The 20,111-nt window shown below is 60.0% G+C and carries 20 protein-coding genes; 7 read left to right on the top strand and 13 right to left on the bottom strand.

Going from position 1 to position 20,111, the window contains the following annotated elements; genetic code table 11:
* Nucleotides 1-61: 61 nt before the first annotated feature.
* From DIC66_RS04130 to DIC66_RS04110, 5 genes are read right to left on the bottom strand one after another with little or no spacing between them, the layout of a single operon-like run.
* Complete coding sequence (locus DIC66_RS04130) at nt 62-2,077, bottom strand: type IV pilus secretin PilQ (protein WP_117174372.1); 2,016 nt, start codon at nt 2,075-2,077, stop codon at nt 62-64.
* Between the two features lie 29 nt (nt 2,078-2,106).
* Nucleotides 2,107-2,649 (bottom strand): pilus assembly protein PilP, encoded by a 543-nt coding sequence (locus DIC66_RS04125; protein ID WP_117174370.1) that lies wholly within the window; start codon nt 2,647-2,649, stop codon nt 2,107-2,109.
* A complete protein-coding gene (locus DIC66_RS04120) occupies nt 2,646-3,314 on the bottom strand; it encodes a type IV pilus inner membrane component PilO (RefSeq protein WP_117174368.1) in 669 nt (222 codons plus the stop codon). Before DIC66_RS04120 ends, DIC66_RS04125 begins: the two co-directional genes overlap by 4 nt.
* Before the next feature lie 9 nt (nt 3,315-3,323).
* Entirely contained in the window at nt 3,324-3,983 is a 660-nt protein-coding gene (locus DIC66_RS04115) for a PilN domain-containing protein (RefSeq protein WP_117174366.1), read from the bottom strand.
* Nucleotides 3,980-5,059: a pilus assembly protein PilM gene (locus DIC66_RS04110; protein WP_117174364.1), complete on the bottom strand. Its 1,080-nt coding sequence runs from the start codon at nt 5,057-5,059 to the stop codon at nt 3,980-3,982. Before DIC66_RS04110 ends, DIC66_RS04115 begins: the two co-directional genes overlap by 4 nt.
* A 325-nt stretch (nt 5,060-5,384) precedes the next feature.
* Here DIC66_RS04110 and DIC66_RS04105 point away from each other — a divergent pair, with 325 nt between their 5' ends.
* Nucleotides 5,385-7,697, top strand: a complete 2,313-nt coding sequence (locus DIC66_RS04105; RefSeq protein ID WP_233505779.1) for a penicillin-binding protein 1A — start codon at nt 5,385-5,387, stop codon at nt 7,695-7,697.
* Here DIC66_RS04105 and cyaY read toward each other — a convergent pair whose 3' ends face one another.
* Nucleotides 7,698-8,027, bottom strand: a complete 330-nt coding sequence (gene cyaY / locus DIC66_RS04100) for an iron donor protein CyaY (RefSeq protein WP_117174360.1) — start codon at nt 8,025-8,027, stop codon at nt 7,698-7,700. It abuts the gene before it with no gap.
* 12 nt (nt 8,028-8,039) lie between these two features.
* On the opposite strand from cyaY, the gene lptM reads away from it, so the two are divergent.
* Nucleotides 8,040-8,168: an LPS translocon maturation chaperone LptM gene (gene lptM / locus DIC66_RS04095; RefSeq protein WP_117174358.1), complete on the top strand. Its 129-nt coding sequence runs from the start codon at nt 8,040-8,042 to the stop codon at nt 8,166-8,168.
* On the opposite strand, the gene DIC66_RS04090 is transcribed toward lptM, so the two are convergent.
* From DIC66_RS04090 to DIC66_RS04080, 3 genes are all read right to left on the bottom strand, one after another.
* A complete protein-coding gene (locus DIC66_RS04090; protein ID WP_117174357.1) occupies nt 8,129-8,785 on the bottom strand; it encodes a protein-methionine-sulfoxide reductase heme-binding subunit MsrQ in 657 nt (218 codons plus the stop codon). The two genes, lptM and DIC66_RS04090, sit on opposite strands and share 40 nt — an antisense overlap.
* Before the next feature lie 11 nt (nt 8,786-8,796).
* Complete coding sequence (msrP, locus tag DIC66_RS04085) at nt 8,797-9,801, bottom strand: protein-methionine-sulfoxide reductase catalytic subunit MsrP (protein ID WP_117174355.1); 1,005 nt, start codon at nt 9,799-9,801, stop codon at nt 8,797-8,799.
* A 216-nt stretch (nt 9,802-10,017) separates the two neighbouring features.
* The gene (locus DIC66_RS04080; protein ID WP_117174353.1) at nt 10,018-10,647 is read right to left on the bottom strand and encodes a c-type cytochrome; all 630 of its coding nucleotides are present in this window, start codon (nt 10,645-10,647) and stop codon (nt 10,018-10,020) included.
* A gap of 153 nt (nt 10,648-10,800) precedes the next feature.
* Between DIC66_RS04080 and yihA the strand changes: the two genes are divergently transcribed.
* On the top strand, nt 10,801-11,475 hold the full coding sequence (gene yihA / locus DIC66_RS04075) for a ribosome biogenesis GTP-binding protein YihA/YsxC (protein WP_233505778.1): 675 nt from the start codon (nt 10,801-10,803) through the stop codon (nt 11,473-11,475).
* 51 nt (nt 11,476-11,526) lie between these two features.
* Here yihA and DIC66_RS04070 read toward each other — a convergent pair whose 3' ends face one another.
* Together DIC66_RS04070 and DIC66_RS04065 are read right to left on the bottom strand one after the other, a co-directional pair.
* Nucleotides 11,527-12,390, bottom strand: a complete 864-nt coding sequence (locus tag DIC66_RS04070; RefSeq protein WP_117174349.1) for an LpxL/LpxP family acyltransferase — start codon at nt 12,388-12,390, stop codon at nt 11,527-11,529.
* Complete coding sequence (locus DIC66_RS04065; RefSeq protein WP_117174347.1) at nt 12,387-13,220, bottom strand: lysophospholipid acyltransferase family protein; 834 nt, start codon at nt 13,218-13,220, stop codon at nt 12,387-12,389. Before DIC66_RS04065 ends, DIC66_RS04070 begins: the two co-directional genes overlap by 4 nt.
* A 184-nt stretch (nt 13,221-13,404) precedes the next feature.
* Between DIC66_RS04065 and metK the strand changes: the two genes are divergently transcribed.
* From metK to DIC66_RS04045, 4 genes are read left to right on the top strand one after another with little or no spacing between them, the layout of a single operon-like run.
* The gene (metK, locus tag DIC66_RS04060) at nt 13,405-14,586 is read left to right on the top strand and encodes a methionine adenosyltransferase (protein WP_117174345.1); all 1,182 of its coding nucleotides are present in this window, start codon (nt 13,405-13,407) and stop codon (nt 14,584-14,586) included.
* A 9-nt stretch (nt 14,587-14,595) separates the two neighbouring features.
* Nucleotides 14,596-15,822 carry a glycosyltransferase family 9 protein gene (locus DIC66_RS04055; protein ID WP_117174343.1) on the top strand — a complete coding sequence of 409 codons (1,227 nt, stop codon included), beginning with the start codon at nt 14,596-14,598 and terminating at the stop codon, nt 15,820-15,822.
* Entirely contained in the window at nt 15,819-16,316 is a 498-nt protein-coding gene (locus DIC66_RS04050) for a GtrA family protein (protein ID WP_117174341.1), read from the top strand. Before DIC66_RS04055 ends, DIC66_RS04050 begins: the two co-directional genes overlap by 4 nt.
* A 45-nt stretch (nt 16,317-16,361) precedes the next feature.
* A complete protein-coding gene (locus DIC66_RS04045; protein ID WP_117174339.1) occupies nt 16,362-18,209 on the top strand; it encodes an ArnT family glycosyltransferase in 1,848 nt (615 codons plus the stop codon).
* A 13-nt stretch (nt 18,210-18,222) separates the two neighbouring features.
* Here the strand turns inward: DIC66_RS04045 and DIC66_RS04040 are convergent, their stop codons facing one another.
* Both DIC66_RS04040 and DIC66_RS04035 read right to left on the bottom strand, forming a co-directional pair.
* Nucleotides 18,223-18,918, bottom strand: coding sequence for a hypothetical protein (locus DIC66_RS04040; RefSeq protein ID WP_117174337.1), 696 nt, complete (start codon nt 18,916-18,918; stop codon nt 18,223-18,225).
* Nucleotides 18,918-20,075, bottom strand: coding sequence for an exo-alpha-sialidase (locus tag DIC66_RS04035; protein WP_117174335.1), 1,158 nt, complete (start codon nt 20,073-20,075; stop codon nt 18,918-18,920). Before DIC66_RS04035 ends, DIC66_RS04040 begins: the two co-directional genes overlap by 1 nt.
* Between the last annotated feature and the right edge of the window lie 36 nt (nt 20,076-20,111).

The raw sequence follows: 20,111 nt of genomic DNA, 5'->3' as shown, positions 1-20,111 counted from the left end.
CGGCGAAGTAGGGAGTACTGGGCCGGTCGGAATCGAGTCCATCGATCCCGGCCAGACGATTTTAGTTGGATGAACTGCGGTCAGCCAACACCCTGGGGGTAATGAAGACCAGCATTTCCTTTTTGTTGGAGGACTTGGAAGTCGACTTGAAAAGGTTGCCCAGAATGGGCAAGTCACCAAAGAATGGAACTTTGTCCACTTGGTTGGTCTGGTCTTCAGTGAAGATGCCACCAATCACAATGGTTCCACCGTTCTCGACCAGCGCCTGGGTCTGGATGTGCTTGGTGTCAATGGCATAGCCACCGGGAGTCAGCTGGCCCACCGTGTCTTTGTTCACGTCCAGAGTCAGAATAATGCTGCCCTCGGGAGTGATTTGAGGCGTCACCTCCAGCTTGAGGTTGGCTTTGCGGAACTGGATGCTGGTGGCTCCGCTGGAAGACGCCACTTGGTAGGGCAGCTCCGTGCCTTGTTCAATCAGGGCCTTGGTCTGGTCAGCGGTAACAACGCGGGGACTGGAAATCACCTTGCCCTTGCCGTCCGACTCCAACGCGGTAATTTCAAGATTCAGGAATTGGTCGGCCGCTGAGTTGAATATGTTCAGTGCAAACGTGCCAGCCACATTGCCGGACGCTGGCAAATTGACCGAACCAGAGGCCCGGTTGATCGTTCCACCGCTATTGCCCGCGGCTGACCCGCCCAGCTTGACACCCAGCGATTTGCTGAAGGTGTCGGAGGCTTCAACAATACGGGCCTCGATTACCACTTGCCGGACGGCGACATCGAGCTTGGCCAACAGGCTCTGCACCTGCTCCAAACGGCTGGGGATGTCGGTCACGAAAAGCTGGTTGGTGCGAGGCTCTGCAATCACGCTGCCGCGTGCGCTCAGGATGCGCGCCGATCCGGCTCCCGATGCAGGAGACGCACCGCCACCACCGCCCGTGATTTGAACTGCAATTTCTGCGGCCTTGGCAAAGTTGATCTGGAAGGACTGGGTTTTGACAGGCTCCAGATTCTGAACCGCCGTCATGGACTCCAGATCCAATTTTTCCTTGGTGGCAATTTCATCCTTGGGTGCGACCCAGATCACATTTCCGCTTTTGCGCATGCCCAGGCTTTTGGCTTGCAGGATGATGTCTAGTGCCTGGTCCCAAGGGACATCCTGCAGGCGCAGGGTGACCGAGCCACTGACGCTGTCAGAGGTCACGATGTTGAAATTCGTAAAGTCAGCGATCACCTGCAGCAAGGAGCGCACTTCGATGCTCTGGAAGTTCAATGACAGCTTCTGGCCGTTGTAGCCAATGCCTTGCGTCAGCTTCTTCGGGTCCACCTTGACTTCTTTGACCTCGACAACAAACTGTTCGTCGTTCTGGTAGGCAGAATGTTCCCATACGCCCTGCGGCTCGATGACCATGCGAACCTTGTCACCTACCTGTGTGGTGCTGACAGTTTTGATGGGCGTACCGAAGTCCGCCACGTCCATTCGGCGACGCAGCCCTTCAGACAGGGTGCTCTTCATGAATTCCACAACCAGCGATTTGCCCTGCTGGCGAATGTCAACACCGACATTGTTGTTTGGCAGGGTCACCACGACGCGGCCGGATCCATCGGCTGAGCGCCTGAAATCGACATCCTTCAGGGCCTGCATGTCGCGGGTCCGGTTTTCAGCAAAAACCGTTGGCGCTGAAGAACTCGGTGCATTGGCGCTGGAAGTGTTCAGCATCACCAGCAAAGACTTGCCCTGTATCTCGGCCTTGTAGGTGGTGGGCTGCTTCAGGTTCAGTACCACACGGGTGCGGTCACCGGCCTGCACCACGCTCACGGACTTCAGATTGCCTTCATTGATATCGATGGTGGAGCGACCCATGGTATTGACCACACCCGGGAAGTCCAGCGCGATGCGTGCAGGCGCCTGAATGGTGAAACCGGCAGGAACACTGTCCAACGCCTTGGATAAGTCGATGCGCACATATTCCACACCGCCCTGCATGGATCCTGTCACAGACTCAATCGCGGTCTGCGCCCAAGCCAAGGGGGCCAGAACCATCAAGGTTGATGCAAAAACAAAACGACGCCACATGTCAGACCCTAACCGAAATTTATTTGTATTCATTTGGACCTCTCCTGCAACTCTAACGTCGCAACGCGTTCAATCCACTCGCCAACCGCATCCTGCACGATTTCCCGAAGAGTGACCTGTGTTTCAGTGATCTTTGTGACTCGCCCAAAATTCAATCCAAGGTAATTGCCAAGCTTGACCTGGTACAACAGGTTGTCCACTTTCACCAAGGCCACTGGTTGACCCGCTTTGATGATACTGCCCACAAGTGACATGGCGTCCAGCGGGAACGCTTCCATGGGCTCCTTGCGGCGCGCCAACTCCGGCGCTACCAACGCGGCGTTGGAGGTGACTTGTGTGGAATCCCGCTTGAGCGCCTGGGTCAACTTCAGATTGCTGAATGGCTCTATGGCTGCCGCATTGGTGTAGGGCTCAGGGATGAATTGCTTGGGCGCATTGATGGGGGCGACACGTGGCTTGGTCTGGTTGCGCTCCTGTACCATCCACTCGCGAATGCCATCCTCCTTGGAAGCAGAACATCCGGCCAGGAGAGTGGCCAGCAAAATCAAAAGGAGTGTGTAGATTCGCTTCATTTTTTCTTCGGTGCTGAAGCGGCTCTCTGAGCCATTACTTCATCAGCGTCCAGATAGCGGAATGTCTTGGCAGTGGATTCAAGGGACAAAGCACCATCGGCCTTGGGTACGATGGACAAGTTGTTCAAAGTAACGATACGGGACAGATTCGCGATGTCTGAAGCGAATGCACCGATGTCGTGGTAACGGCCGGTCACCTTCAAGGATATAGGCAGTTCGGCGTAGTACTCTTTCACTGCAACCTGGCCGGGCCTGAAGAGATCAAATTGGAGACTGCGCCCCAAGCCAGCCTGATTGATATCGGATAGCAGTGCATCCATTTCAGCCTTGCTGGGCAACTGCTTTTCGAGTTGGGTCACATATTGCTGAACCTGTTCGCGCTGCTTCTTCAGAACGTCCAGATTCACGGCTTTTGTCAGCTTGACTTTGTAGTCATCGCGAAGCGTCACTTCCCTGGCTTGCTCGGCTTCCAGTTCCGTTTGCGAACCACCCAACCACAAAAACCACAAAACGGCGATTACGCCAAGTGTGGTCGCAAGAAAAAGGGCATAGCGCGGAAACACAGGCCAGAGCGATGGATCGCGCGGATCCAGATCCAGAAACTGCGACTTCAGATTGTTCTGAAATGCCTGGAAGTCGAAAGAGGGTGATGATTTGCTAGCCATGGCCCGCCCCTATTGCTTCGTTGGTAAGGATGCAGCCTTTGCAGGCGCGGATGCCATCGCATTAGGCCCCGAAGCCCCAGTGGCCGGCGCCAATGACTTTTCTGCCTCGGTGGCACGCACCAAGCGAACCTTGATCACAAAATTGGATACCCGTTTTTGTTCTTTGGTGGAGAGGGTAATGCTGCCTGCAACAATTTCGACCAACTCCGGCTTTGCAAACCAAGGGGTATTGTTGCCCAAATTGCGCAGCAATTCAGACACACGTTCATTGCTTTGCGCCGTGCCGGTGATGGTCACCGATTGGTCTGCTTGCACCATCTTCGCGATGAACACACCATCCGGCAATTGCTGGACCAACTCGGTCAGCAGGTGGACCGGCAAATTGCGATCGGATTGCAGATCCTCGACGGCCTGCTGCCTGGCTTTCAGTGCTGCAATTTCCGTCTCAAGCCCTGCAATGTCCTTGATTTGTCCTTCCAGCCTGGTGATTTCAGCAGCGAGAATTCCATTCGCATTTTGCTGCGACGATATCTCTGATTGGTACCACAGGAAGATCGCACCGGCGATCAAACCACCCAAGAGAGCAGAGGCTCCCAGAGTGACGTTGAATACGTCGCGGCGGCGTTTGCGGGCAGCTTCCCGATGCGGGAGCAGGTTGATCAAAATCACAGAGCAAACCTCCGCAGGGCCAGGCCGCAGGACGTCAGGTAAGAAGGTGCCTCACGCGTCATCTTCTTCAGCCTCACACCATCCCCAATTTCCATACCGTCAAACGGGTTGAGCAGGCTGCAGGGGAAGGAAGTGTGTTGGGTGACCGCTCCGGTCAAACCAGGTAAGGCCGCAGAACCGCCGGCCAAAAGAATGTAGTCCACCTTGTTGTGTGGCGTGCTGGTGAAGAAAAATTGCAGTGCCCGTCCCAACTCCTGCACCATGGACTCCATGAAGGGCTTCAAAACTGCTGCCTCATAGTCCTCGGGGAGTTCACCGCTGCGCTTCTTCGTCTCTGCCTCTTCCGCCGAGAACCCGTATTGACGGACAATTTGCTGCGTCAACTGGGCGCCGCCAAAGGCCTGGTCACGGTCATACAAGACTTCTTCGTCCCGCATCACCTGCATACTCGTGGTGAGAGAACCCACTTCGAACAAAGCCACAATCAGACCCTTGCCGTGGTTGGGCAAATTTTCAATCAGACGACTGGTTGCAAGGCGCGAAGCGTAGGACTCGACGTCCACCACCACAGGAGTCAAGCCTGCTGCCTCGGCAAGCCCTTGGACGTCCTGCACTTTTTCTCGCCTGGAAGCAGCAATCAGCACCTCTACATCACCAACTGACGTGGTGCTGGGCCCGATCACGCAGAAATCCAGGCTGACTTCATCCAAGGGGAAGGGAATGTACTGATTGGCTTCGGTCTCGACCTGTTGCTCAAGTTCGTCATCGGACATGCCACCTGGCAGGATGATTTTCTTGGTAATCACAGCCGATGGCGGCAAGGCCATCGCCACATTTCGGGTCTTGGTGCCGCTTTTCTTTACCAGCCGCTTGATAGCCGCGGCGACTTCATCAAAGTTTTCGATATTGCCGTCTGTAATCCAGCCGCGTTCCAGTGGCTCTATGGCGCACCGTTCCAACACCAGATTGCCAGCCTTGTCACGGCCCAGCTCGACCAGTTTGACACCAGACGTGCTAACGTCCAGCCCGAGCAATGGTGCCGGTTGACGGCTGAAAAGCGCCCCCAATGAAATCAAAACTGTCCCCTGAAACAGACCGACTCCGTGCCAGCCCTACTTAAGAATTCACTTGAATGCTATCAGCAAGCTCGTTGTCCCGCAAAGGTTTTTTAAAATTCGATTGGCTCTTGGCGTTGCCAAAAGCAGACGAACCATGAAGCCCCAACGCTGACGGATAACATTCTGCACGTACTTTTGCACCAAGCACCCAACAATAGCCAATATATCGTTGGAGCCAGACATTCATGCATTTTTATAATGCGCCAGCGACCTAACCGTACTTTCTATGCCAACCAAGCCCCCCGCTTCTGATTCCGCACCTGCATCTGCCAGCAAGCCCTCTATGCATTGGGCGTTGCGGGCTCTGGCGTGGGTCCTTGGCCTGGGAGTTGCCGCACTGCTCAGTGGGCTGATCCTGTTGGCCATCGCACTGGCCGTGGCCTTTCCCAACTTGCCAGATATTTCGGACCTGTCAGATTACCGCCCCAAATTGCCCATGCGGGTCTTTTCAATGGAAGGCGACTTGCTGGGAGAATTTGGCGAAGAGCGGCGCAACTTGACGCCCATTCGTGATATCCCGAAGGTCATGTCCAACGCCGTTCTGGCCATTGAGGACGCGCGCTTCTACCAACACGGAGGCGTGGACTACCTGGGTGTGATCCGGGCTGGACTGGCCAACGTGGGGCGCTCCAAGAGTCAGGGTGCGTCCACCATCACCATGCAGGTGGCCCGCAATGTATACCTGTCGTCTGAAAAGACCTTCACCCGCAAGATTTACGAAATACTGCTGACCTTCAAGCTGGAGCACTTGCTAAGCAAGGACCAGATCCTGGAAATCTATATGAACCAGATCTTTTTGGGTAACCGGGCCTACGGTTTTGCGGCCGCCTCGGAAGCCTATTTTGGCAAGCCCCTGAAGAACATCACCATCGCCGAGGCAGCCATGCTGGCCGGATTGCCAAAGGCGCCCTCGGCCTACAACCCCATCAGCAATCCCAAGCGGGCGCGCTCGCGCCAGCTCTACATCATTGACCGCATGGTGGAGAACGGCTTCATCACAGCACAGGAAGCGGAAGCAGCCAAGGCCCAGGAGCTCAATGTCAGAACCGGCCCGGACAGCTCCAAAATACACGCCGAATACGTGGCGGAGATGGCCCGCCAGTTGATGTTCAACCAGTACGGCGAGGAAACGTACACGCGCGGCCTGAACGTACAGACAACCATCCACTCGGCCGAGCAGGACGCTGCTTACAAAGCCCTGCGCCGGGGCATCATGGATTTTGAGCGACGCCAGATCTACCGCGGGCCCGAGCAATTTGTGGCATTGCCCACTGTCCAACAGGAACTGGAAGACACGGTGGATGACGTGCTGGACGAGCACCCAGACAACGGTGACGTCATGTCCGCCGTGGTGTTGGAGGCGGATCCCCGGCACATTCTGGCCATGCGGGCAGCAGGAGAGACATTGGAGATTACCGGTGACGGATTGAAGCCGGCGCAGTCAGGTCTATCGGACAAAGCGGCACCCAACATCAAGCTGCGCCGAGGTGCTGTGATACGCGTTGCCAAAACCACCAAGGGCGGCTGGGAGATTACGCAATTGCCCGAAGTGGAAGGCGCCTTCGTGGCGATTGACCCGCGTGACGGCTCCATCCGCGCACTGGTTGGGGGCTTTGACTTTGCCAAAAACAAGTTCAACCACGTCACCCAGGCGTGGCGCCAACCAGGCTCCAGTTTCAAGCCCTTCATTTATTCGGCCGCCCTTGAAAAGGGCTTCACGCCCTCAACGGTCATCAATGATGCGCCGCTGTTCTTTGATGCGGGGGTCACCGGAGGGCAGCCATGGGAGCCCAAAAACTACGACGGCACCTTCGAAGGCCCCATGACGATGCGGCGGGGACTGGCCAAATCCAAAAACATGATCTCCATCCAGATCCTTCAGTCCATTGGCACCGAATATGCCCAGGATTGGATCACCCACTTTGGTTTTGAAGCCGACAAGCACCCACCTTACCTGACCATGGCTTTGGGCGCAGGCTCAGTCACCCCTATGCAAATGGCGGGGGCCTATTCCGTGTTTGCGAACGGCGGCTACCGGATCAATCCCTGGCTGATATCGAGCATCAGCGAACAGCGTGGCAAGGTGCTGGTGAGCACTCCGCCGGTGGTGCTGGATGAATCCCAGCGCACGATCGAGCCGCGCAATGCCTTCCTGATGACTAGTCTGCTGCAGGAAGTAACTCGTACCGGTACTGCTGCCAAAGCGCAGGCCATACTCAAACGTCCAGATGTCTACGGAAAAACCGGCACCACCAATGATTCCCTGGACGCCTGGTTTGCCGGCTTTCAGCCGACCATTACCGCAGTCACCTGGATAGGCTATGACACGCCGCGCAAACTGGGCGACAAGGAAACCGGCGGCGGCCTGAGCCTGCCGGTCTGGATCAGCTTCATGGAGACTGCACTCAAGGGTGTCCCAGTGATGGAGCCCACGGCACCAGAAGGCGTGACGCACATAGGTGGCGAATGGTATTTTGAAGAATTTGCCAAAGGCGCCGGCATTGCCGCTCTGAAGTCTGAGGACAAGTCAGAGCCAACTCAAGCGCCAGCCCCCACCGAAGAGAAAAAGAAAATTCTGGATCTGTTCAAAAACTGATCAGACAGAAAACTGCAACGTCATGCCAGCCTGTGTGCTGGCCTGACGCGACAGTTCGGCCAGCAACTCGCCCGCACCCTTGGTATCCATCCACTGCCCGTCCTTGAGGCGGTAATGGTAGCCGCCGGCCTTGGCGGCCATCCATATTTCCTGCAGCGGCTTTTGCAGGTTGATGACGATCTGGCTGCGGTTGGCAAAGGTCAGGGTCACCATGGCACCGACACGTTGGCTGTCAATATCCGCGTCACTGTCATCATTCATCCGGTCGCAACAAGCTTCCACCAGATTGAGCAGCGCTTCGGCTTGGTCCAGATATTCGAGGTCAGTCATTACAATTTCACCATGTTGAATGCAAACCGAATTTTAGTCAGCGTGCTTGTCCTCGTTGTCTGTGTGTTGAATCTCACGGCCTGCGGGCAGACCGGCCCGCTCTATCTGCCAGCACCACCCGTTGGCACAGCACCCAAATAGCTGCGCCAGGACAGGTGCCAGCGCCGGTAAGCGCGCCAGCCCAGCAACACAGCAAGAATCAAGGCGTACGCGGCCACTTCGGCAAAGTTGTTCTTGCCAGCGCGCATCCAGAAGAAATGCAACACGGCCAGACCCGCCACGGCATACACCAGCTTGTGCAAAGTCTGCCAGCGCTTGGCACCCAGGGCCTTGATGGCGCGATTGAACGACGTCAGGGCCAGCGGGGTCAGCAATACGAAGGCACTGAACCCCACCAGGATAAATGGACGCTTTACGATGTCCTTTGCAATGTCCGCCACGTCAAAGCCCATGTCAAACCAGCTGTAGGCCAGCAGGTGCAGCACGGCATAGAAGTAGACGAACAGCCCGGCCATGCGCCTCAGGCGCGCCAGCGCGGCAATGCCCAGCACCGTGCGCACGGGTGTGATGGCCAACACCAGACACAGGGCGCGCAGGGTCCAGTCGCCAGTAGAGCGCACCAGAGCCTCGGCAGGATTGGCACCGAGTTGGTCGCCAAGGGCTGCGAACACCAGCCAAGCTGCCGGCAGACAAGACAGCACAAACCAGGCAGGCTTGGCCCAGCCACTGGACAAGCAGCGATTGACAGCGGAACGCATGGCGCCAGTCCTCAGTAAAACTTCTTCAGGTCCATGCCGGCGTAAAGCTGACCCACCTGCGCTTCGTAGCCGTTGAACATCAGGGTCTTGCGCTTCTTGGCAAACAGTCCGTCTTCGCCGATGCGCCGCTCGGACGCCTGGCTCCAGCGGGGGTGGTCCACATTGGGATTGACGTTGGAATAGAAGCCATATTCATTTGCCGCCGCCTTGTTCCAGGCCGTACCGGGCTGCTTGTCGGTAAAACGAATCTTGACGATGCTCTTGCCGCTCTTGAAGCCATACTTCCACGGCACCACCACGCGCACTGGCGCGCCGCTCTGGTTGGGCAGGACTTCTCCATACATACCAAAACCCAGCAGCGTGAGCGGATGCATGGCTTCATCCAGGCGCAGGCCTTCCACATAAGGCCAGTCCAGCACGCGGGAACCGACAAAGGGCATAGTCTTGGGGTCGGCCAGGCTGACAAACTCCACATACTTGGCACTGCCCAGAGGCTCCACCTTGCGGATCAGCTCGGCCAGCGAATAGCCTACCCACGGGATGACCATGGACCAGCCCTCGACACAGCGCAGACGGTAAATGCGTTCTTCCATGGGGCTGAGCTTGAGCAGATCGTCCAGCGCAAACTTGCCAGGCTTCTTCACCATGCCCTCGATCTCCACTGTCCAGGGTGTGGTCTTCAGGGTGTGGGCGTTGGCGGCCGGATCGGATTTGTCGGTGCCGAATTCGTAAAAATTGTTGTAGCTGCTGGCGTCCTTGTAGGGCGTGACCTTGTCCATGGTCAGCGCTCCCTCCACTTTGGAGGCCTGGGCGTTCAATGCGGCGAGCTTTCCTGGGCGCGTGCCCCAGGCTGAATCAGCCCAAGCATCGCGCCCCGCCCACGAAGCCATGCCGGCGCCTGCTGCCAATGTGGCAATTCCTTTGAGCAGTTCGCGCCTGCGGTTGTAGACCGACTGGGGAGTGATTTCGCTGGGAAGCACTTGGCCTGAACCCTGGCGGGTGGATTTGATGAGCATAAAACCGTCCTTTGTTCACCGTTGGTCCGATGACCACGCCCGTTCTTACAAGCATGACCTCAAACAGGGAAACGGCGATGCCCAGAAGCTACCATAGTGCCCAAAATATGCACGTTCATAAGGGCAAAAAAAACGGGTTCCGTTTGAGAGGAACCCGCTTCTTTGAAACCTTGCCGACCATGGCGGGCTCCCTTGCAGGGCCCCGGTCGCAATGGCTTAACGCAATCCAGCGATGTAGTCGCTTACCGCCTTGATTTCGCGGTCATTCAACTTGGCGGCAACACCGGTCATTTGCAGGCTGTTCTTGCGCACGCCGTCACGGAAGGCAGTCAGCTGGGCAGACGCATATTCGGTGTTTTGACCAGCCAGGCGCGGGTACTGTGCAGGAATGCCCGCACCGTTGGGGCTGTGGCAGCCCGCACAGGCCGGGATCTGGCGATCGGCAATACCACCACGGTAAATGCGCTCACCCAAGGTCACCAGCTCCTTTTCCTTGGCAAAGCCCGGCTTGGACTGCTTGGAGCCGACCCAGTAGGCAATGTTCTTCATGTCTTCTTCGGACAAGGCGCTGGCGAAGCCCTTCATGATGGCGTTGGCACGCTTGTCGGCTTTGAACTCTTGCAGTTGCTTGACCAGGTACTCAGGGTGCTGCTGTGCCAGCTTGGGATAAGCGGGCGCGGCGGAATTGCCATCCGGTCCGTGGCATGCGGCGCACACGGCGCCATAGCTGGCCTCGCCTTTGGCAAGATCGGGTTTGAATTTGGCGGGTGCAGCCTCATTGGCCACGGCCGAGAAAGAGAAAGCGGCAACAAAGCCAGCGATGAGCAGGGGGGCAATCAACTTCATATGGAGTGGTTTCTGAGGAGCAAAACTGCACCATTCTACAATGGCGCTTTGGGTTTACCGTATCTATCCATGTCAACATCCTCAAACCCAAGCACCCCAGCTTCAACCCAGCCCACAAAAACAGTCCCTGAAAAGTCCACGGCTACTGTGGCAATGGGGTGGTTGCATACTGCAAAGTTTTTGACCACCGCGCCACAGCTGCACTTCTTGCCCGAGCTGAACGTGCCTGAAATTGCCTTTGTGGGCCGCTCCAACGCGGGCAAATCCACCTGCATCAACACGCTGACGCAGCAAAAGCAGCTGGCCTTTGCCTCCAAGAAGCCGGGTCGCACCCAGCACATCAACCTGTTTTCCCTGGGCAAGCAGGGTGTGATGGACGCGGTGCTCACCGACTTGCCGGGTTACGGCTATGCGGCCGTGCCCAAGCAGGACAAGATCCGCTGGCAGCAGGTCATGGCCAATTACCTGGTGTCGCGCGAAAACCTGATGGGCATTGTGCTCATGTGCGATCCGCGCCACGGCATGACCGAGCTCGACGAGATCCTGCTGGAAGTGATTCGCCCCCGCGTGGAAGAAGGTCTGAAGTTCCTGATCGTGCTGACCAAGTCCGACAAGCTCACCCGCACCGAAGCCGCCAAGATTCTGTCCATCACCAAGCTGCAGGCCGGTGGTGGTGATGTGATGCTGTTCTCGGCCCCCAAGCGCCAGGGCATTGAGGACGTGGCGCAACTGCTGTGGAAATGGGCGCACCCCGATGCTGCCAAGGCCTCTGCCAAAGCATTACCTTCAGTGGATGAAGCAGAAGTGCCCGAGGCTCCAGACGCCTGATTGGACTCGCCGCCCAAGGGCCACCAAGTCCCTGGCACGCAATGGCCGCACTCAGTAAGGCGGCACCTCCCCATTGGGCCGGTCCTTGAAGCGCTTGTGCACCCAGTAGTACTGCGTGGGCATGGTGTCGATGTAGGACTGCAGGCGCTGGTTCATGAGCGCCGTATCGGCCACCACATCTGCCGTTGGGAAGTCTTGCCAAGCCGGCAGGATCTCGACGTCATAGCCATCCACAGTCATGCGCGTCACCAGCGGGACCACCTTGGCTCGCCCCAGTCGGGCAAAGCGCGACAACGAAGGCACGGTACACGCCTGCACGCCGTAAAACGGCACAAACACCGAGTCCTCCGGCCCGAAATTCATGTCGGGCAACAGGTACAGCGGCTCGCCCGCCTTGAGTGCCGCGATGATGGGCTTGACCCCTTCCACGCGCCCGAACAGCCGTGCCGCGCCAAAACGCTGCCGCCCCTGCAGGATCCAGGCATTGGCAACCACGTTGGCCTGGTTGGTGTAAATGGTGGTGAAGCGCCGGTCCAGCTGCTGCGTGATGGCCGTCCAGCCCGCATCCAGCCCGACAAAATGCGGAGCAAAGATCACGGTCGCTTGTTGGCCTTGTAGTTCGTGCACCGCGCCCTTCAGGTGCAGGCGACTTCGGAGGGTGCTGTCAGCGCCATGCCAGAGCCACCCCCGGTCCAGCCAGGCTTTGGCGAAATAGACAAAGGTTTGCTGCGTGGCTACACGGAGTTGACGCGCGTCCCATTGGGGAAAACACAGCCGCAAATTGGTGTGTACCACGTGACGGCGCGAGGCAACCAGCCAGTACAAGGCCCAACCCAATACCACACCCAGCGCACGCACCAAGGGCAAAGGCAAGACCGCCGTCCAGCGCAAAAGCAGCAAAGTCAAGCGCGTCATGGCGCAGCTCCTTTGGGCGTTTTGTAACGGGCATAACCCCACAGGTACTGTTGCGGCTTGCCCAGAATCAGCTTCTCCATGGCCTGGTTGATTTGCGCCGCCGCCTCGGACATGTCGCCGGAGAGCTGCTGCTGCAGTGGCGCGACATGAACCACAAAACCCCTCCCCCAGGACAGGCGTTCGCCCCAAGCCACCAGCACCACCGCACCGGTTTGCTGTGCCAGGCGCGCAGACAGGGTCATGGTGTATGCCGGTTTGTCAAAGAAAGGTGCCCACACACCAAGGCCTTCTGGCGGAACCTGGTCGGGCAACAAGCCTACGCAGTGTCCGGCCTTGAGCGCCTTGATGAGCTGCTTGACACCCGCCAGCGTGGTGGGCGCGGTGGCCAGGCCGGGGCGGCTGCGCGAGCCAGCGACCAGGTCACGCAACCAGGCCTTGCGCGCCGGCCTGAAGAGGACCGTCATGGGCTGACCCCTGACGCCAAAGCGTTGGGCATAGGCCTGGGCCGTCACTTCAAAGCAGCCCAGGTGGGGGGTCAAAAACACAATGCCACGTTGCTCGGCAAGTGCCGACTCCACGCACTCCGCACCGTCCCAGAAAATGGGCACCGCGCGGCCCATCCACAGTCGCGGCAACTCGGCAACCAGACGGCCGGACTCCCCGACTGCGGGCAACCATTGCCCGCGCTTCACGCCGGCCTGTGCCACGTTATCCAGAAACCGGTGGCGGTATTCGCCAGAAGCCAGAAATGCACACCAGCCCAGCAGCCAGCCGAAAGCCTGCAATGCCCACAGCGGCAGATGCGAAAGCAGTCGAAATAAAAGTGTCATGGATGGGATAAAATACGCCGTGTCGCTGAGTTATGGAACTACTTGCAGGGCGACACGCACAAAGGCTTTTTTCTGTTGGAAGGCTGCCATTGTGCCCTGCCCCTCCGGGCAAATCTGCTAAAGCGTTCGCTGCAAGCCCAAAAGCCCAAGCAACGCGACTTGTTGAACTTTTGGAGAACTTTTTATGGCGAACGACTTCCTCTTCACTTCCGAGTCTGTTTCTGAAGGCCACCCTGACAAGGTAGCTGACCAGATTTCTGACGCAATCCTTGACGCGATCTTCAAGCAGGACCCCAAGTCCCGCGTGGCGGCTGAGACCCTGACCAACACCGGCTTAGTGGTGCTGGCCGGTGAGATCACCACCAACGCGCATGTGGACTACATCCAGGTGGCGCGCGACACCATCAAGCGCATCGGCTACGACAACACCGAATACGGCATCGACTACAAGGGCTGCGCCGTTCTGGTGGCCTATGACAAGCAATCCAACGATATCGCCCAGGGCGTGGACCATGCGTCCGATGACCACCTCAACACCGGCGCCGGTGACCAGGGCCTGATGTTCGGCTACGCCTGCAACGAGACACCCGAGCTGATGCCCGCGCCCATTTACTACGCCCACCGCCTGATGGAGCGCCAGGCCCAACTGCGCAAGGACGGGCGCCTGCCCTTTTTACGCCCGGACGCCAAGAGCCAGGTCACCATGCGCTATGTGGACGGCAAGCCCCACAGCATTGACACCGTGGTGCTGTCCACCCAGCACAGCCCGGACCAGTCCGAGACCTCCACCAAGATGAAGGCCAGCTTTGTGGAAGCCATCATCGAGGAAATCATCAAGCCGGTGCTGCCCAAAGAATGGCTGCAGGACACCAAGTACCTGATCAACCCCACCGGGCGTTTCGTCATCGGCGGCCCGCAAGGCGACTGCGGCCTGACCGGACGCAAGATCATTGTGGACACCTACGGCGGCGCCTGCCCGCATGGTGGCGGTGCCTTCTCTGGCAAGGACCCCTCCAAGGTGGACCGCTCGGCCGCTTATGCTGCCCGCTACGTGGCCAAGAACATTGTGGCGGCCGGTCTGGCCAAGCAGTGCCAGATCCAGGTGGCCTATGCCATAGGCGTGGCCCAGCCCATGAACGTGACGGTCTATACCGAAGGCACCGGCGTCATCTCCGACGAGAAAATTGCCGCCCTGGTGAACGCCCACTTTGACCTGCGCCCCAAGGGCATCATCCAGATGCTGGACCTGCTGCGCCCGATCTACGAAAAGACCGCGGCCTACGGCCACTTCGGCCGCGAAGAGCCCGAGTTCTCGTGGGAGAAGACCGACAAGGCTGCCGCGCTGCGTGCAGCGGCAGGCCTGTAAGAAGTACCCATGAAACTCCAGACACAACGCTTCATAGACCGCTGGGTAGGCCAACTGCTATGCGGCGTGGTGTCTGGCTGGGTGCGCTTGACGGGTGGGCCGGTGAAGCCGGTGCACAAGCCGAAAAACATTCTGGTGATCTTGCTGTCCGAGATGGGCAGCATTGTGCTGGCAGGCCCCATGTTCGCCCAGTTGCGCCGCCAGTACCCGGGCGTGAACCTGCACATCTTGCAACTCAAGAAAAACCAGGAAGTCTCCAAGTTGCTGCAACTCACCAACCCGGAGTTCATGCACAGCTTGGATGACAGTTCGGGCGGATCCCTGGTCAGCGACATCCTGCGCGTGAGCCGCGAGATGCGCTACCTGGGGCTGGATGCGGTGATCGACTGCGAACTGTTTTCGCGCGTCAGCGCCCTGCTCTCGTTTACCACCGGCGCCCCGGTGCGCGTGGGCTTTACGCCGCACACGCAGGAAGGCCTGTACCGCGGCAGCTTCATCAACCACGCCATTCCCTACAACCCCTACCAGCACATCAGCAAACAGTTTTTGTCACTGGTAGATGCGCTGGAGTCCGCAGGCAGCATGCCGCGCGACAAGGCCGCCCCCATCCGCGACCTGCCCACCGACACCGAACTGCGCGTGGATTTCTCCGCCCAGGAGCTGCAGGCCTACCGCGCCAAGGTGCAGGCCGACCACCCGGTTACCTCCGGGCGCAAACTGGTGCTCATGTATGCGGGCGGCGGCATCCTGCCGGTCCGCGCCTGGCCTGCCGCCCACTACGCACGCGTGGCCCAAGGGCTGTGCGCCGCCGGCTACTGTGTGGGCCTGATCGGCCTGAAGGACGATGCGCAACTGGCCAAGGACCTGATGGCGCAAATCCAAAGCAGCTCCTGCATCGACCTCACCGGCTACACGCGCAGCATCCGCGAGCTGCTGATGCTGTTCCATGCCGCCGAGCTGCTTATTACCAATGACGGTGGTCCCGGCCACTTTGCCACCGTCACACCCATCCAGACCATGGTGTTTTTTGGCCCCGAGACCGGCAAACTGTATGGCCCCCTGGGCAGCCGCAACACGGTGCTGGAAAGCGGTATTGCCTGCTCGCCCTGCCTGTCGGCCTACAACCACCGCCTGACCTTTTGTGATGGGGACAACCAGTGCCTCAAGCGCATCGCACCTGACCCGGTGCTGGACCAGGCCCTGCATTTTTTACAGGGCAACGCCCTTTCTTCATGAGCGACACATCCCTTCTGCGGCGCGGCGTGCTCAATGGCCTGCGCTGGCTGGAAAAATTCCGCTACCTCAAGTTTGGCATCGTCGGTGCAAGCGGCACGGTGGTCAATCTGGTGGTGCTGCACCTGGGGCATGAATACCTGTTCACCGCCATCGAACCAGCGGGCAGCAAGCCCTATGCCTCGCTGGCACTGGCCATTACCCTGGCCACCCTCAACAACTTCACCTGGAACCGCTTGTGGACCTGGTCGGACCGTGTGAAGGCCGAAGCTTTGGCACAGCACATGGATGCGGAACACCCGGGCACGGGCCAGCTGACGCGGGAGTTTGGCAAATACGCCGCGGCTTCCGGCTTCGGCAGCGCCCTGCAATACATCCTGACCCTGCTGCTCTCGGGCACCATGGACTACCGTCTGGCCAATGTGATTGCCATCGTCGTTGCCAGCGTGAGCAACTTTCTGGCCAATGACAAATGGACCTTCAAGCGCCGCCCCTAGCCAGGCACGACCTGGCACTTCGGGCACCCCTCTGGTTCTGACTGCATGCCCTTAGCCCGCGCCCTGCTCCGTCCCGCCATACTGTGGCCAGCCCTGCTGCTGCTGATTGTCTTGCTGTACCTGCTGGGACTGGGCAGCCCCTACGCTCCCACCAATGGCGATGAAATGGTGTACATCCACATCGCCCGCGTCACCACCGAGTCGGGCCACTGGTTGCCGCTGCAAAGCGAGCTGGCGGGCATGCGCAACACCAAGCCACCGCTGCTGATCTGGCAGGCCATCGTGGCCAGCAACTGGGGATCGCACTGGAGCCAGCTGTGGCTGCGCCTGCCCAGCGTGGGCTACACCTTTGCCACCACGGCCCTGTTGGCATTTTTTACCTGGCGCATGACTGGTAAGCGCCGCACGGCCTGCCTGGCGGCCGCGCTCTACCTGCTGTACTTTTCCACCTTCCGCTATGGACGGGTGTACCTGACCTCAGCCCCGGAAACCTTCTGGCTGGCCCTGCCCATGTGGTGGCTGCTGTGGCTGCGCACGCGAAGAATTGAGCCCCCACGTTCGCCCACTGCGTGTGGCTCTCTGCCCCCTCAGGGGGCTAACCCGGCTTGGGACGGCCCGGCGCCGGGTTCTGCGGTGCTCACCACGCCAGCCAACCCGGGCTGGCTGGCCTACAGCCTGTTTGGTGTGGCCATGGGCCTGGGCTGTGCCTACAAATCCTTTGCGCTGGTGGCACCCGCCAGTGCGGCCCTCTGGTGCGCCCTGCTGTGGAGCGGGCCGACGCTCAACTGGAAGACGGTGCTGCGCACCACCGCAGGCGTGACCTGGAGTGCCTTGATCGGCGTGGGCCTGTTTGCGCTGTGGTTTGTGCTCGACCCGGACCCGGCTGCGGTCTGGCAAGAGTTTGTGGTGGGCGAGAACGCGGGCAAGATGTCCAACACCATGGGCTACTGGCAGGCGGCCCTGAGTGGCCCCTACCCGATGTGGACGCAGCTGCTGGCCTACCCGGTCAACGCTGGATTGCTGGCCTTCACCTGCCTGGGCCTGTGCTGGCTGGCCGTGCGGCGCGGCCTGCACTGGCGCAACTATGCGCAGCTGGACCCGGCGCAGCGCGTGTTGCTGGTCTGGCTGCTCGTCTGGCTGATTGTCTTCATGCTGCCCAGCCAGCGTTCCGATCGCTACGTGATACCGGCGGTGCCCGCACTGGCCATGGCCATGGCCATGCTGTGGCAGCACATTGGCCGCATCTGGTCGGTGGCCACACTGCTGCTGCTGGCTCCGGCGCTGGTGATGCTGGCGCGCATTTCCTGGGTCATTGGCGAACTCGATGTCGGTGTGCCCATGCTGTCGGCACTGGCAGTTCTGGTGTCTGCGGTGGGCTTGTTGGCGGTGTTTCTGGGCCTGTTCAATGCGCGCTGGACGCGCAACGCCAGCCTGCTGGCCTGTGCGGCGGTGTATGCCTGCTTTGGCCTGATGGTGGCGCCCCTGTCCCGGCCTGAGGCCAACTATTCGCCAGCCATCCAGGCCCGCATGCAGGGCCAGCGCGTGGCAGTGCCCAACGGCTTTACGGGCCAGTTCGAGCGCTACCGCTTCGTATTGCCGGGCGCGGGCATTTTTCCTTTCGATGCGGAAAGCCGCAACACCGGTGAACGTTACCCTGACATGCCCGCACCCGAGCGCCTGCAGCGCCTGCTCACCGAATTTGACGCGGTGGTCTGGCTGCAGGACAACGAAGAGCAGGCAGAGCCCACCTGCCTGCCGCACTGTGAGCTGTTGGCGCAGCGCTGGCATATCAGGAGCCGCCACAAATCGGGCGAGATCACCCTGGACAACATCTGGGACCCGCAGGACTGGCTGTTCAGCCGCGAGTGGCTGCTGGTAAAAAAGGCGCCCTGAAGCCCTTGGGCGCTCAAGCCGAGCGGCGCCGATACCGCCTGCGCAGCCAGGTCAGCTGCAACACCAGCCACAGCCACGGGTCCAGCACGGCGTCCCACACATTGCCAGTGGGCAGATGGGTCGCAGCAAATACCAGCAAGGCGGCGGGTACGACCCACAGCGCTGGATTCCTTGCTTCTGCACGCGCCCCGCTCAAGACCCAGGGCACGAGACCCAAGGCCAGCAAACCCAACAACAGGGCCGGACTGAATCCCCAGGCATAAATCTGCATTGGCAACACGGCAAAGGTGTCCAGCAGCAGCACATAGCCCAGCAGCACCGCTGCGCCCAGCAAGGCCGTTTCGGCTGGCGCGCACGGCCAAGCCATACCGGCAAAAGCCTTCTGCGCTGCCACAGAGCCTGCCTTCGAGGGAAACAGGCTGCGCATCAACCACACCAGACACAGCAGCATGGCCGACAGGCTGGGTGCATGAAACGCCAGTCCCAGCCAATAGTCGGGCGACCAGGTGCCAAGCAGCAGCGTCCACAGCGCCAGGCCAGCGGCCAGCAGGCGGCGTGCCGCCAGTGGCAAACGGCTGCAAAGCAGCGTACCCAGAAGTGACAGGACCAGCGCCCACCCCACGGTCACAGCCGCTTGCATGGCCACGGCCTGCGGCAATGCCGGGGCGTTGGTGGACAGCGCCAGCGCAAACACGTCAGACGCTTGCATCAGGGTTGCCCCTCGGCCGGGCCCAGGCGCTGCCAGGCAATGCTGCGCCGGTGATCGGTGTAGCTCACCCACAGCGAACCATCGGCCCAGGCCATGGCCGGGTAGGAGTATTCGTCGCCCGCGCCGCCATGGACCAGGGGCAACTGCGGCTGCCATTGCAGGCCGTCTGCCGAGGCGCTCAGGTCCAGCAACTCGCGCGAATGCGGCGAGCTGTTATGCGCCAGCACCATCTGGCCGGGTGCCAATGCCATGCCAGCCACGGCTGCGTCCGGGTTGAGCAGGGCCAGGTCGGGCAAGTCGCTCCAATGCAGGCCCCCGTCCTGTGTCTGGGCCACCGTGACGTGACCGTCTGGCCGTGTATCGCGCATCAGTGCCAGCCACCGGGTGTCCGATTGCGCCAGAAAAGTGGGCTGCAGCATGTGGGCTTGCCGGGACACACGCACCATGCCCAGGAACCCGCCACTGCGGTCAAAGCGCAGGGCCACGGGGTACTTGATGCCGATTTCAAAATGTGCTGGCAGCAGCATGCCGCCATCCTGCAAGGCCAGCGGCGCATTGCGCACCAACATGCTGGTGTTCCACAACCATGACAGGGGCAACACGCGCACCGGTTTGAACGACAACTCAGCCAGACGGCTGCTGTCGCTGTCCTGCACCAGATGCAGGATGCGCGCTGCCGCCCATCCGCCCCAGCCGGTGGCCACCACGAACAGGTGCATGCGGCCGGACGCATCCAGCCAGGCCACCGGGTTGCCCAGGCGACGCACGCCAAAGCCCAACTGTTCAGCCATGGCATGGCGGTTCACCACGAAGCGCGCGGGCAGCCACTGCCGGGTGGCGCGGTCAAACTGGGACGCGGCGATCTGCACATTGGGCGCGCTCTCGCGGTCGCCGGCAAACCAGAAGGCAGTGAGCACCGCAGCCTGGCCTTCAGGCATGGCCAGCAGGTTGCTGGCATGGGCGGCGGGAACGCCGTCAGGCATGGGGATGTTTCCGGCGGCCAGTGGCTTGGGGTTTGCGGCCAACGGGCTTGGGGCATCCAATGCAAAGCGGGCCCTGGCTGGCTGTGGCAACTCCGGTCGTGCCCACAGGTCCAGCAGCAGGGCCACGGGCAGCAAGAGCAAGGCAGCCAGCGCGCGCTGGACCTTACCCGTCATGCACGGCCTGGCGCAAGCGCCGCAAGCAAAGGGGCG

The sequence above is a fragment of the Rhodoferax lacus genome (assembly GCF_003415675.1).
Taxonomy (GTDB): Bacteria; Pseudomonadota; Gammaproteobacteria; order Burkholderiales; family Burkholderiaceae_C; genus Allorhodoferax; species Allorhodoferax lacus.
The sequence above is the reverse complement of the archived record's forward strand: the minus strand, read 5'-3'. Positions and strand labels throughout refer to the sequence as shown.

What these genes read in the sequence shown, in the direction of transcription:
- DIC66_RS04130 (WP_117174372.1), bottom strand. Translation starts at nt 2,077, where the DNA reads ATGTGGCGTCGTTTTGTTTTTGCATCAACCTTGATGGTTCTGGCCCCC.
- DIC66_RS04125 (WP_117174370.1), bottom strand. Translation starts at nt 2,649, where the DNA reads ATGAAGCGAATCTACACACTCCTTTTGATTTTGCTGGCCACTCTCCTG.
- DIC66_RS04120 (WP_117174368.1), bottom strand. Translation starts at nt 3,314, where the DNA reads ATGGCTAGCAAATCATCACCCTCTTTCGACTTCCAGGCATTTCAGAAC.
- DIC66_RS04105 (WP_233505779.1), top strand. Translation starts at nt 5,385, where the DNA reads ATGCATTGGGCGTTGCGGGCTCTGGCGTGGGTCCTTGGCCTGGGAGTT.
- cyaY (WP_117174360.1), bottom strand. Translation starts at nt 8,027, where the DNA reads ATGACTGACCTCGAATATCTGGACCAAGCCGAAGCGCTGCTCAATCTG.
- lptM (WP_117174358.1), top strand. Translation starts at nt 8,040, where the DNA reads ATGTTGAATGCAAACCGAATTTTAGTCAGCGTGCTTGTCCTCGTTGTC.
- DIC66_RS04090 (WP_117174357.1), bottom strand. Translation starts at nt 8,785, where the DNA reads ATGCGTTCCGCTGTCAATCGCTGCTTGTCCAGTGGCTGGGCCAAGCCT.
- msrP (WP_117174355.1), bottom strand. Translation starts at nt 9,801, where the DNA reads ATGCTCATCAAATCCACCCGCCAGGGTTCAGGCCAAGTGCTTCCCAGC.
- DIC66_RS04080 (WP_117174353.1), bottom strand. Translation starts at nt 10,647, where the DNA reads ATGAAGTTGATTGCCCCCCTGCTCATCGCTGGCTTTGTTGCCGCTTTC.
- yihA (WP_233505778.1), top strand. Translation starts at nt 10,801, where the DNA reads ATGGGGTGGTTGCATACTGCAAAGTTTTTGACCACCGCGCCACAGCTG.
- DIC66_RS04070 (WP_117174349.1), bottom strand. Translation starts at nt 12,390, where the DNA reads ATGACGCGCTTGACTTTGCTGCTTTTGCGCTGGACGGCGGTCTTGCCT.
- DIC66_RS04065 (WP_117174347.1), bottom strand. Translation starts at nt 13,220, where the DNA reads ATGACACTTTTATTTCGACTGCTTTCGCATCTGCCGCTGTGGGCATTG.
- metK (WP_117174345.1), top strand. Translation starts at nt 13,405, where the DNA reads ATGGCGAACGACTTCCTCTTCACTTCCGAGTCTGTTTCTGAAGGCCAC.
- DIC66_RS04055 (WP_117174343.1), top strand. Translation starts at nt 14,596, where the DNA reads ATGAAACTCCAGACACAACGCTTCATAGACCGCTGGGTAGGCCAACTG.
- DIC66_RS04050 (WP_117174341.1), top strand. Translation starts at nt 15,819, where the DNA reads ATGAGCGACACATCCCTTCTGCGGCGCGGCGTGCTCAATGGCCTGCGC.
- DIC66_RS04045 (WP_117174339.1), top strand. Translation starts at nt 16,362, where the DNA reads ATGCCCTTAGCCCGCGCCCTGCTCCGTCCCGCCATACTGTGGCCAGCC.
- DIC66_RS04040 (WP_117174337.1), bottom strand. Translation starts at nt 18,918, where the DNA reads ATGCAAGCGTCTGACGTGTTTGCGCTGGCGCTGTCCACCAACGCCCCG.
- DIC66_RS04035 (WP_117174335.1), bottom strand. Translation starts at nt 20,075, where the DNA reads ATGACGGGTAAGGTCCAGCGCGCGCTGGCTGCCTTGCTCTTGCTGCCC.